The sequence below is a fragment of the Pseudogemmobacter humi genome (assembly GCF_900609055.1).
In the GTDB taxonomy this organism is placed as follows: Bacteria; Pseudomonadota; Alphaproteobacteria; order Rhodobacterales; family Rhodobacteraceae; genus Pseudogemmobacter; species Pseudogemmobacter humi.
This window is the reverse complement of the sequence record NZ_UXAW01000029.1, coordinates 34,963-48,006: the sequence shown is the minus strand read 5'-3', so window position 1 is coordinate 48,006 and position 13,044 is coordinate 34,963. Positions and strand designations below refer to the sequence as shown.

Here is a 13,044-nt window from a genome sequence, read left to right as displayed (position 1 = left end):
ATGAAGGCAACAGAAGCAGGGCTCCTCGCGTTTCTCAAGAAATCACCACAGTTCGTGATCCCGATCTACCAGAGGACATATTCCTGGACCGAGCGTGAATGCCGCCAGCTCTGGGATGATATTATCCGAGCTGGAAGCGACGACGCGATATCCGTCCACTTCATCGGTTCCATCGTCTACATTGAGGCAGGTCTATCCCAAGTCTCCCACCAAGCCCCCCTGCTCGTCATAGACGGACAGCAACGTCTGACAACCGTCACACTCCTGCTCGTGGCGCTTGCCGAAACGATGGGCGACGATGAACCGATTGATGGCTTCTCCGCCCGGAAGCTGCGCAACTACTACCTTCTGAACCCTGAAGAAGCCGGAGAACGGCACTACAAGCTTCTCCTGTCTCAGACCGACAAAGCGACACTCACGTCGATCGTTGGCCAGAATGAGCCCCCGGCCGAACGCTCACTTCGGGTCATGCAGAATCACGCGCTATTCAGGGATCTGATAGCGGCGCGTCGCGACAAGCTGGCGGCAGTCTGCAAGGGCCTCGCAAAGCTCGTGGTGGTCGATATCGCACTCAGCCGTGATCAGGACAATCCACAGCTCATTTTCGAGAGCATGAACTCCACGGGCCGCGAGCTCAGCCAGGCCGACCTTATCCGAAACTTTATCCTCATGGGGTTGGAGCCAACCCTTCAGACCCGCCTCTATGAGCAGTTTTGGCGACCGATGGAGGTCTCTTTCGGCCAAGAGGCCTACAACACGCATTTTGACAGCTTTATGCGTCATTACCTGACCGTGAAGACCGGGGAGATTCCGCGGCTCGATGACGTTTACGAAGCTTTCAAAGGGCATGCGCGGTCGCCGAAGGTGGCTGACGCCGGCGTCGAGGCGCTCGTAAAGGATATCCGGGACTTCGCACGGTACTATTGCGCCATGGCTTTGGGAGCGGAAAGCGACAACGCCCTGAAGACCGCATTCCACGACCTCCGGGAACTTAAGGTTGATGTCGCGTATCCATTCCTACTGGAACTGTATCAGGATTATTCAACCGGACTGCTGGCCAAAGATGAGTTCCTAGAGGCGGTGCGGTTGATCGAAGCCTATGTATTTAGGCGCGCAATCTGTGCAATACCGACAAATTCGCTTAACAAGACCTTTGCTACGTTCACGAAGGCATTGAAGAAGGATCGATATCTCGAAAGCATCAAGGCGCATTTCCTTCTAATGCCTTCTTATCGTCGCTTTCCGAGTGACGACGAGTTCAAGCGCGATATCCAGACCCGGGACCTGTATAACTTTCGTAGCCGCAGCTATTGGCTACGTCGATTCGAAAATCATGACCGGAAGGAGAGGGTTCCTGTCGACGAGTACACGATTGAGCATATCATGCCTCAGAGCGAGCAGCTGTCGAGCGCATGGAAGGTCGCACTTGGTGACGAGTGGGAGCGGGTTCATCAGACTTACCTGCATACTCTCGGCAACCTGACCCTCACAGGCTACAACTCTGAGTACAGCAATCGACCATTCAAGGAAAAGCGGGACATGCAAGGGGGCTTCAAGCAAAGCCCGCTTCGGGTCAACGTGGGCCTCGGTGAGCTGGAGGGATGGAACGAGGACACCATTCGGTCGCGCGCGTCACGGCTGGCGGCTCAGGCGTCAGACGTTTGGCGGGCACCGTTGATTGCGGCCGATGTTCTCGCCGCATACCAACCAGAAACCGTTAAAACCGCCGGATACTCCATCGACGACCATCCGCACCTTCTGAACTCGCCTACACGCGATTTGTTCGAAGCGTTCCGTACTGAGGTGTTGAAGCTTGATCCTTGCGTGGGCGAAGAATTCCTGAAGCTATACGTCGCTTACAAGGCAGAGACGAACTTCGTTGACGTTGTCCCTCAAGCGAAACAACTGCGCCTTTCATTGAACATGGGCTTTGCTGAAATAAGTGATCCCCGTGGCATGTGCAAAGATGTCTCTGGCCTCGGCCGGTGGGGAAATGGCGACGTTGAAGTGCGTTTCAGCACGCTGGACGAGCTTCCCTACATAATCGGCCTCGTTCGGCAATCCCTTGAGCGCCAGCTTGGAAGTGGAGGCGATGCATGAGCCAATTCGCATTCCTTCAAGCTGAATTTTCCGAGGTGCACGAGCATGCCGTAAAGGCCGAAAGCTTGGCTCTTTCCGACCCGCGCAGCGCTTGTTTTTACGCCCGGCTGGCGCTGGAGGTGGCGGTCAAGTGGATGTATCGCCATGATCGCGCGCTTCGGTCGCCCTACGAGACGACACTATCCGCGCTGATCCACGAGCCGACCTTCCGGAAGCTTGTCGGTGACGCGCTCGTGGCCAAAGGGAAGGTGGTCAAAGACCTGGGCAACGCAGCGGTGCATGAAGCCAAGCCCGTTGCCCCCGCACGCGCCATCACTGCCGCTAGAGAGTTGTTCCATATCGCCTACTGGCTGGTGCGCACCTATGCGAAAGGCGCCAAGCCAGCCGCCACAGTCGAATTCTCGGCTGATGCGTTACCTCGCACCACTCAGGTGGAAGCGTCCACTCTCGGTAAGCTGAAGGAAATCGCGAAACGCTTCGATGAGACGGCTAGGGAACGAGACCGCGCTGAGCAGCTACGCCTGAAAAGCGACGGCGACCGATTGAAGCTGGAGACCGAGATCAAGCGGCTTCAGGACGAGATCGCCAAGATCAAGAAGGCCAACCAGGCCATCCCCGACGGGCACAACTACAACGAGGCGCAGACGCGGGATGCTTTCATCGACCTGCTGCTGGCGGAAGCTGGTTGGACCTTCACCAAGCCCGGTCACGATACCGAGTATCCCATCAGCGGCATGCCGAATGCCACAGGCGAGGGCTTCGTCGATTATGTGCTCTGGGGCGACGACGGCCGACCGCTCGGCTTGGTAGAGGCGAAACGCACTCGCCGGGATGCGCGGGAAGGGCAGCGTCAGGCTGAACTGTACGCCGACGCGTTGGGGCGCCAGTTTGGACAGCGGCCGATCATCTTCTATTCCAACGGCTATGAGCATTGGATCTGGGATGACCACCGCTACCCGCCGCGCTCAATCCAAGGATTTCTCAAGAAGGATGAGCTGGAGCTTGCGATCCAACGGCGCGACACACGTAAGCCGCTTGCGCCGGAGGACATCAACTCAAAGATAGTCGAGCGCTACTACCAGACCCGTGCCATTCGCCGGGTTGCAGAGGCTTTCGAAAAGGACAATCTGCGCAAGGCGTTGTTGGTCATGGCGACTGGGTCCGGGAAGACGCGCACCGTCATCGCGCTGTCCGACCTGTTGATGCGCACCAACTGGACAAGACGTATCCTGTTCCTTGCTGATCGTGTGGCGCTGGTCAATCAGGCGGCCAACGCTTTCAAGGCGTTCCTGCCTCAGGCTTCGCCCGTGAACCTGGTCACCGACAAGGTGGCCCATGGACGGGTCTATGTTTCGACCTACCCGACCATGATGGGGCTGATCGACGAGACGAAAAGCGGTGTAAGGCGCTTCGGGCCGGGGCATTTCGACCTGATCGTTATCGATGAGGCACATCGGTCGGTCTATCGGAAGTACAAGGCGATCTTCGACTACTTCGACAGCCTGCTCGTTGGGCTTACCGCAACGCCAAAGGATGAGGTGGACCGGGACACCTATGCGCTCTTCGATCTGGAGCGCGGTATCCCGACTGACGCCTATGGGTTGGACGAAGCCGTCAGTGACGGCTTCCTCGTGCCGCCCAAGGCGGTCTCCGTGCCGCTCAAGTTCCAGCGGGAGGGCATCAAATACGACGATCTCTCCGAAGAGGAAAAAGAGGCGTGGGACGCGATCGAGTGGGATGAGGACGGTGCTATCCCCGATCGGGTTGAGGCCGCCGCTGTCAACAAGTGGCTGTTCAATGAGGATACCGTTGACAAGGTCCTTGAACACGTCATGACCCATGGTCTGAAGGTCGCCGACGGCGACCGGCTGGGGAAGACCATCATCTTTGCCAAGAACCACGATCACGCGCAGTTCATCGCTGAACGCTTCGATGCGAACTACCCGCATCTCCAAGGGCGTTTTGCCCGCGTCATCGACTTCAAGACCGAATACGCCCAGTCGCTCATTGACGATTTTTCGTCGGCGGACAAGGAACCTCACATCGCCATCTCCGTGGACATGCTCGATACCGGCATCGACATCCCCGAGGTGGTCAACCTCGTCTTCTTCAAGATCGTTCGCTCGAAAACAAAGTTCTGGCAGATGATTGGGAGGGGAACGCGGCTGTGCCCTGACCTGTTTGGCATTGGTCAGCATAAGGAATATTTCTACGTTTTCGACTTCTGCCAGAACTTTGAGTTCTTCAATCAGAACCCTGACTTGTCCGAAGGATCATCTGGCGCTTCACTGAGCGGGCGCCTGTTTGCGGCGCGCGTCGAACTGGTCGACGAACTCGACAGGCATGGGTATCCGGACGTCGATGATCCGGCCGCGGTGCTGCGGCGCGATGTTGTCGCCCAGCTTCGTGCCGAGGTGGACGGCATGAACGTCGAGAACTTCATCGTTCGACCCAAGCGGCGGATCGTGGAGAAGTACAGGGCTGACGACGTTTGGTCGAAGCTGGGCCTGGATGAGCGCACCGAGCTCATTGACCACATCGCCGGGCTTCCGTCTGCCGTGGTAGATGACGACATTTCCGCCAAGCAGTTCGATTATCTCATGTTGCAAACTCAGCTGGCGGTACTGCGAGCGGAGAAGGCATTTGCTGGCTATAAGAAGCGCATTGTGGATTTGGCGGCGGCGCTTGAAGAACTCGGCAATGTCCCGATGGTCGCGGCCGAGATGGCGTTCATCGTAGAAATTCAGACCGACGAGTTCTGGCAGGACGTGACGCCGCCGATGCTGGAAGCTATCCGCCGCCGTCTGCGGAGCCTTATCAAGCTCATCGAGCTGAAGAAGCGCCCACACGTCTACACCGATTTCGAGGACGAAATCGGAGGCCCGACCGAGGTCGAGCTTAAAGGCGTCGCCGTCGGGACCGATATGCACCGTTTTCGCGTAAAAGCCAGACACTTCCTGAAGGAGCATGAGAACCATATCGCGATTCAAAAGGTTCGCCTAAATGAGCCCCTGACAGCGCAAGACCTGGCGGAGCTGGAGCGCATCTTTATCGAAGCCGCTGTCGCCGCTCCCGAGGACTTGGAGCGAGTCCGCAACGATGGTGGGCTTGGGATTTTCGTTCGCTCTCTGGTCGGCCTCGACCGCGAGGCGGCAAAACACGCGTTCGATCAGTTCCAGTGCAAGCGAAAGCTGTCGGCCAACCAGATCGAATTCCTCAACATGGTGATTGATTACCTCACGGAGCGTGGCGTGATGGACCCACGGCTCCTGTATGAGAGTCCTTTCACCGATTTCGATGCGATGGGGGTGGAAGGTGTTTTCGATAATGTGGGTGTTTCTGAGCTTATCAGTATCTTGGAGGAGGTTCGGCAGCGTGCGGCTGCTTGACGTATAATTGGCTCTGATAACTGAATGTGGTCGCGCTTCTATGCTTTCATGATGACCAAGCTGCCCTATGTGACTTGTTTCCGCGAGCGGCGAAGGAAGCGGTAAACTTCCGCCCGCCCGTCAGGCCGTTGCCGCAAAGAGTGCATCACCTTGACTCGGCGCATCCACTAGTTGGAATTGCCTCGCGAGTTCAGATATAAAAGGCAGAGTTGTGCTGGTGCTGGTGTGTTTACCGGAACCTGCAACCATCTTTACCGACGGTGATCGCAAGTTATGATCGACGCCGATCCCCGCAACCATCTTTACTTGCTCGGGGCGCAAGTGAAGATTAGATCTTGCCCCCGCAACCAGTTCAAATATGAAAAACCCCGTCAAACCAACAGGTTGGCGGGGTTTTGTTTTGCCTGCTCCACACCCGCATCAACAAAATCAACGACCTGCATCCGCAGGTTCAAATCAGGTGTCCTGAACCTGCAACCAGATGCGGAGCGTACCGGTGCGTGGAAGAGAGTATGGCGGAGGGCAGCATAGCGCGCTAGCGTAGTCGGCGGCCCCACGCTGCCGATGATCTGAGGCCTGCCGCCCCCGCGAGATTGCTGCCAGAAGCCCCGGTGTGGTTTTTTTCAAGCCGAGTAAGGGGGTGAGCTCGTGGCGTTCGATGATGTGGCTTCCACTGAGGCTGGGCGGAAGGATCATACGTCAGGTCTTTGGAGCGCGTCTGCGTGCCAGCAGCGATTGAAAGCTTCCTAAATCGGTGCGACTAGACTACGATTCTCAGAAAACGATGATCGGTTGGGGCAACGCGGTGTCAAATGCGAAGCAGATACTGGCGATGCTGAGAAGCCAGGCAGAGGGCGATGAGGAGCAGTTTTTCTCCATCGCGCTGCAGGTTGCTGCCGGAGAAGCACGCCAGGGCCACAGGGCCACCGCCGAAGAGATCCGTTCCGCGGTGGATGCTGCGCGCGCACAGCGTGGTGCCCGATCTTCGGTTCCGATCTCCTTCTCTCGCCCGCGTGGCGATCTCGACAGCCTGCTTGACCTTCGGGAACCAGGCATCCGTCTCGTGGATGTCATACTCAGCAGTGACATCAAGGGGCATCTCGACGCGGTGGTACTTCAGCAGCGGCGCCGCGACTGGCTTCGTGAGCACGGCAAAACCCCCAGCCGTCGACTGCTCTTCGCTGGGCCTCCAGGCTCGGGCAAGACCATGACGGCAGAGGCCCTGGCGGGCGAGTTGCGGTTGCCACTGTTTGTGATCCGCCTCGAAAGCCTGATCACGCGCTTCATGGGCGAGACGGCCGCCAAACTTCGGCTCGTTTTCGACGAGGCTCATCGGCGCAGAGGCGTCTATCTGTTCGATGAGTTCGATGCGGTTGGCAGTAACCGTCTGGCGACGAATGATGTGGCTGAGATGCGTCGCGTTTTGAATAGCTTCCTCCAATTCATGGAAGAACCATCGGCAACGGACAGCGTCCTTGTCGCTGCCACCAATCACCCGTCTCTGCTGGACCGGGCTTTGCTCCGCCGTTTCGATGAAGTGTTGCGGTTCGAAATGCCGTCGTCCGAAGAGGTGCGGGCAATCATCAAGGCGCATCTGGCTCCTATGAAATACCCAAAGCTCACCTGGAAGACGATCGAGGCTGCGGCGGATGGATTGAGCCAGGCGGAAATCGTTCACGCGGCGGAAGAGGCGGTAAAGGAAGCCATCCTTGCCGAAAGAGGGCAGGTTGCTACGGCCGATCTGACACGCCAGCTCAACAAGAGACAGAGCATGAAAACCGTGTTCGCCGAGGAACAAGAGCGCCTTGGCTGAGTATGAGTACCGTCATATCGATCTGAGCGGTCTGGGAGTTGTCCGCGATTATAAATCCCCCGGCAGTAATGCGCGCCAGAGAACGCTTCAGCGTATCCGCGAAGAGCATGGCCGCCGGGTGGTTGGGGAGCTTGATGCCGCCTTTCAGTTTGCGGACCGGCGAAGAGACGCTCTTGATCTCCCCGACGGTACACCGCCCCCTGATGGGGTATATCTTGAGGTTGAGCTTGCGCCGGGAGCGGGGCCGACGACTCTCGAATGCAAGCGCGAGGGGACCCGACAGGGAGCCGTTACTGTCGCCGCCAACGGTATTCGTCGCATCGCGCTTTTCGTGCCCGATGATACGCGCGATGTCTTCGACGCGGTCTTCCGTGACTATGCGTTTGGTGAGGTCGAAGGGGACAGTATCCCGAAGAAATCCCGCGTCGAGCCTGTCGAGCATATCCGAACCGCCCGCCTCCAGACCTTCTGGCGGGATGACCTGGCAGCATTGCCAGACGATCCCCAGGCTGAAATGTGGTGGGCGCTCTGGTGTTTCACAGATCGGGTCGACCGGGTTGACGAACTGGCGCGGCGCCTCGGGCTGAGCGTTGGAGGAGACGACACGCGGTTGCGCTTCCCGGAAGTGATCGTTCTCCCGGTCCATGGCCGGCGTGCGGCCATCGAACTGCTGCTGTTTTCTACCGGAGGAATTGCCGAGATCCGGCGCGCGACCGATACGCCTGCCGTATTCACCGACGAGCTTGCCGGAATGGCGAATGATTTCGTCGAAGATCTCGCCGAGCGTGTCACCTGGCCGGGCAGGGATGTGCCGGCCGTTTGCCTGCTCGACACCGGGGTCAATCGTGGGCACGCCCTGATCGAGCCGGCACTTGATCGCAGCGATCTCTACGCCGTGGTTGCAGACTGGGGCGTCGATGATCACAGCGACATCGGCCATGGCTCCGGAATGGCCGGCCTGGCTCTGCATGGCGACCTGACGGCGCCCCTGGGGGATGCTTCGCGGCCGATCCTGTCTCACCGACTGGAATCCGTGAAAATTCTGCCGCCGGACGGTTTTGAGCCGAATGACCCATTTTCCTACGGCGCAATTACCACTTCGGCGGCTTCATTGCCGGAAATCTCGGCACCTGAGCGCCCAAGAGTTTTCTGTGCGGCGATTACGAACGAGAACCGTTCCGGAGCGGAACCGACAGGCTGGAGTGCGGCACTGGACCAGATCTCCTCCGGCGCGGATGCCATTGATGAAGGGCCTGACCATCTCCGACGTCTGTTTGTGCAGGCGCTCGGGAATATCGGAGACAGTTCCAGGGCGGATGAAATCTCCGATGCCGATGCCTTTCCGGGTGAGGATCCGGCGCAGGCATGGAATGTGCTTACCGTCGGTGGCACCACGCTGAAATCCGACATTTCGGAACGTGGCTATCGGGACTGGTCCGGTTGGTCGCCTCCGGGGGGCCGCAGCCCTTACAGTCGGACAACGACGCTCTGGCGGTCAAGCCAATCCCCAATCAAGCCTGAGGTGGTGTATGAGGCCGGGAACCGCGCGCTCAGCAGGTCCGGGTTCGAAGCCCTCTCCGGCCTGCCGTCTCTTTCTCTGCTGACGACATCCAAGGCCGCAGGCCGCGAGCCGGTTGTACCTTTCTGGGCAACGAGTGCTGCGACCGCACAGGCGGGGAGGATGGCCGCAAGGATAATGGCCGAGCGATCCGATTTCTGGCCCGAAACCGTCAGGGCCCTTATGGTGCATAGTGCGAGGTGGACGCCGCATATGCTCGCCGAATTCGGAGGCGCCGCCGGCAAGACGGAGAAGAAGGCCCTTGCGAGAAAGTATGGCTACGGAGCGCCCGATCTCCGGCGGGCGATTGCTTCGGCACGTGATGACCTCGCTCTGGTCGCTCAGCGGCATATTCAACCCTTCCGGCTGGAAGGAGGTAGTGTTCGATTTGGCGACGCCCATGTCTACCGCCTGCCCTGGCCGCGTGAGCTTCTCGAAAATCTCGGCGACGAGCGTGTCCGGCTCAAAGTGACATTGTCGTATTTCATTGAGCCGAATCCCAGCTTTGCAAGCGCGATCGATCCCGCACGATACCAGTCATTTGGCCTTCGTTTCGACCTGAAGCGTGCGCGTGAGACGGAAAGGAATTTCCTGCGTCGGGTCAACAAGGATGACCGTGCTGATGGTGATCCAAGACCAGTGAATGAAGACAATGACGGCTGGTTCTTTGGGCCGAAATCGGTGTCTGCCGGCTCAATCCATATGGACATCTGGGAGGGTAGCGCTGTCGAGCTCGCGGCGCGGGACCTCCTCTATGTGTATCCGATTTCAGGCTGGTGGCGCGAACGCAAAGCCCTCGGACGAGCCGAGAGCAAGACGCGCTACGCACTGGTTGTTGGCATCGAGACGCCGGATGTCGACGTTGACCTGATCACACCAATCGCCACAGAGATTGAAAATCTGATAGCTGCTGGCGTAACCATTGAGACCTAGCATGAATGCCCTGAGATTTAGTGCCGATTTATATGATGGTAGGGCCGTTGATCCAAGAAGAAGATCGCACCATCAAAATCCGGGAGCAAACAACTAGGCAGTACTTTCTTAATCAATATAATCTAGCCTAATGATCCGGGGGGATTGATGGCATACTTTATTGATAATAGCCTTGCGCTGAATCTGGTAGGCGCCCCCAATACAGGTTTTCGCCCGGGGCAGTTGGGCGCATTGCATTCGTCCTTGGCGCATTTCTCGGTTTACGACGAACCGGCGATCCTTTCCTTGCCCACTGGCTACGGAAAGACGGCATTACTCATGGCCTTGCCTTTCTTGCTGCGGTCAGTGCGGGTACTGGTCGTCGAGCCTTCCGACGCTCTGCGGCGGCAGACCACCGCCCATTTCAAAGAGCTGTCCGTCTTGCGGCGGCTCCGGGTTATCGACGACGCCACACCTAACCCCAAGGTTCACGGTCAGAAGGGTGTGCCTGCAGGTGCTGACGAGTGGTCCAAGCTTGCGGAACAGGACATAGTGATCTCCACGCCTCAGAGCCTATCACCGGTCGTCGCGCCGCCGGCAATGCCGGATCTGTTCGACCTCATCATTTTTGACGAAGCGCATCATGCGCCCGCAGAAACGTGGGCGACCTTCCTTGAGCACTACCCGGACGCGAAGTTCGTCTTCCTGACCGCCACACCGTTCCGGCGCGATCGAAAGGCGATCCCGGGCAGAATGGCTTACTACTACCCGGTATCGAAGGCTGCCAAGGAGTCGGCATTCGGGCGGGTGACGTTCACACAGGCACCAGTGCGGAATGAGAACGATGACGAGGAGATAGATCGCTCGGTTGCCCAAACTGCGGTCGCGCGCCTACGTACCGACCAAGAAAATGGATTTGACCATCGCATTTTTGCCCGAGCTGCGACGATCGCTTCAGCGCGGAAGTTAGTCGAGATCTATGCCGATTTCGGCGCTCGCGTGAGGAGCATCGACAGCCACGCCTCCAAGCGCGCCCAAGACGCTGCGGAGGCAGAGCTACTCGCAGGTGAGATCGATGGTGTGGTCTGCGTTGACATGTTCGGCGAGGGCTACGACTTTCCCAAGTTGAAGATCGCAGCTCTTCACGCACCCCATCGTTCCTTGGTGCCTACACTGCAGTTCATCGGTCGCTTCGCACGGACGAACGATGCTGCGACCGGCGATGCCACTCTGGTCGCACCACTTTCGCGTCTCAAGGAGGCGTCGCTGAAGCTGTTCAAGGAAGGGATCGACGTCTCCGACTTGATCGATGAAGTCGCTCGGGCGCAGATCGCGGATGCGGAAGCGGATCGGGAGGTCCTAGACCTGCTCAAGATCAGAAAGCAGGCAGACTCGGACTACGATTCCGTGACACCGCTCCTTTTGGAACTTTACGCGCACGCGCAGATTTTCGAATGCCACGCGCAACCGGACTTCTCGCGGTTTGGCGATACCATAGCTCGTAATCTAAGGGTTGCGAAGCAATGGTCATCGGAGGACGGGCGTATTTCGCTTCTCCTCACAGTTGATACCTCACCGCCGAGCTGGGCGACATCTGATGTACTGGTCAACGTGCGCCATGATGCATTCCTCTTGGCCTACAACGATGCCTCTCATCTGTGCTTCATTGGTTCGACCCGCCGAACAGCGCGTATCTATCAAGATCTTATCCAGACCGCGCTGCCCGATCAGCACAGGCCCATTAGCTATGAGCAAACGCGCCGTGCGTTGAGCGGGCTTAATAGTCTCAAATTCTACAATGTCGGTTTGAGAAATACGGCGGTCAATTCTCAGGCCGAGTCCTACCGGGTGATGACCGGTCCCGCTGCGGAGCGCGCGATAACGAGCGGCGACGCCCGAGCCTATTCCCAAGGGCACTTCTTCGGTAGCGGTGTCGGCGATGGCGACATCCGTGAGACGATCGGTGCCAGCAGCAGCTCGCGCATCTGGTCCAATCAGCGCCTGACCGTCGCAGAGTACATAGAGTGGATTACCGAGCTCAATGGCAGACTTGGTGGTGGAGGTGGGATTTCAGTCTCGCAACTAGATATTATTCAGCACGCCCGCACCCTTCGAGAGCTTCCCGAGCGGATCATCGCCGCTGGCTGGCATAAACAGACCTACCGGCTTACACCAAGGATCCGATGGAGAAATCAAGCGGGAGAGCCGTGGTTCTATGGTAATATAACAGATCTCGATCTGACCAATTGGCAAGTGAACGGTACGCGTTCCGCTATGACCTTTGATATCGTCTCCGATACTTTCAACGAGAGCTTTCGCTTCCGTATTGATGGTGGTGCGCTGTTCACAAAAATTGGCGCGAAGGATGTCGAGATCCATACTGGCTATGACGAATGGTCGGAATTGGCGTCGTGGCTGTCCGAGCACCCGCCGGTTTTCTATGCGGCTGACAAGTCTTCCTTCGTCGGCGTGAACTTGATCGTCGCTGCAACGGCTGTCGTAAACCAGCTGCGCGACGACGACGCAGACGCTCTTGACTGGGACGGTTGCAAGATCGATTTGGAGTTTGGACCAGATCAACCAGACGGAAGGTTGAGCGTCCATCGATGGCTTGAGCGATATCTGATGGCCGTGCCGAACACCGTTGCGCTGGTCTATGACCACCGAAGTGGCGAGGCGGCAGATTATATCGCCGTGGTGCGAATTCCGGATGGCACCGTCGCGGTCAGGCTGTATCACTGCAAAGGCGCTGGTGGTGCCCCGTCGGGCGGACGCGTCAACGACGTCTACGAAGTCTCAGGGCAGATGCTGAAATCCATCTCCTATTGCGATGCTGCGGTGTTGGTCCAGCATATTGGGCATCGTATGAATCCAGGACGCCACCGCAATCCTTCTCAGTTTGCGATGGGTGACTTCCAGACTTTGAAGCAGACGTTGGAGGAAGCACCGCCAACAGGACTGATCTTCGAAGTTTTCGGTGTTCAGCCGGGAATATCTAAAGGTGCGGTTGACGCGCATCTCGCCGATCTGATGGTCTACGGGTTGGATTATGCGCAGCGGGGTGGTGCCTCACGAGCTCAGTGGCTCGTCAGCGCCTAACAAGGGGATGCCTTTTGATAACGACAAGCCTCTTTAGCCAGAGGAACCTGTTGGATGGGAGTGGCTCTCCAGCACAAATACACGAACTATGAAGAGCTTTGCCGGCACGAGGTCGAGGGCATCGACTATTCTGGTGCGGCCAAGCCAATATAGGGTAGCTTGATCGCCATAGG

5 protein-coding genes are annotated in these 13,044 nt (G+C 58.0%); all 5 read left to right on the top strand.

All coding sequences use genetic code 11. The features are described 5' to 3' along the window. Positions 1 to 2,100, top strand: a complete 2,100-nt coding sequence (locus tag XINFAN_RS00675; RefSeq protein ID WP_124084642.1) for a GmrSD restriction endonuclease domain-containing protein — start codon at positions 1 to 3, stop codon at positions 2,098 to 2,100. Then, entirely contained in the window at positions 2,097 to 5,489 is a 3,393-nt protein-coding gene (locus tag XINFAN_RS00670; protein ID WP_124084641.1) for a DEAD/DEAH box helicase family protein, read from the top strand. Before XINFAN_RS00675 ends, XINFAN_RS00670 begins: the two co-directional genes overlap by 4 nt. 784 nt (positions 5,490 to 6,273) lie before the next feature. Next, positions 6,274 to 7,302 carry an AAA family ATPase gene (locus tag XINFAN_RS00665; RefSeq protein ID WP_124084640.1) on the top strand — a complete coding sequence of 343 codons (1,029 nt, stop codon included), beginning with the start codon at positions 6,274 to 6,276 and terminating at the stop codon, positions 7,300 to 7,302. After that, entirely contained in the window at positions 7,295 to 9,793 is a 2,499-nt protein-coding gene (locus XINFAN_RS00660; RefSeq protein ID WP_124084639.1) for a S8 family peptidase, read from the top strand. The genes XINFAN_RS00665 and XINFAN_RS00660 overlap by 8 nt, the downstream gene beginning before the upstream one ends. Positions 9,794 to 9,940: 147 nt before the next feature. Further along, positions 9,941 to 12,871: a DEAD/DEAH box helicase gene (locus tag XINFAN_RS00655; protein WP_124084638.1), complete on the top strand. Its 2,931-nt coding sequence runs from the start codon at positions 9,941 to 9,943 to the stop codon at positions 12,869 to 12,871. Positions 12,872 to 13,044: the final 173 nt, after the last annotated feature.

Coding starts and splice junctions, on each gene's coding strand:
- XINFAN_RS00675 (WP_124084642.1), top strand. CDS start 1: ATGAAGGCAACAGAAGCAGGGCTCCTCGCGTTTCTCAAGAAATCACCA.
- XINFAN_RS00670 (WP_124084641.1), top strand. CDS start 2,097: ATGAGCCAATTCGCATTCCTTCAAGCTGAATTTTCCGAGGTGCACGAG.
- XINFAN_RS00665 (WP_124084640.1), top strand. CDS start 6,274: ATGATCGGTTGGGGCAACGCGGTGTCAAATGCGAAGCAGATACTGGCG.
- XINFAN_RS00655 (WP_124084638.1), top strand. CDS start 9,941: ATGGCATACTTTATTGATAATAGCCTTGCGCTGAATCTGGTAGGCGCC.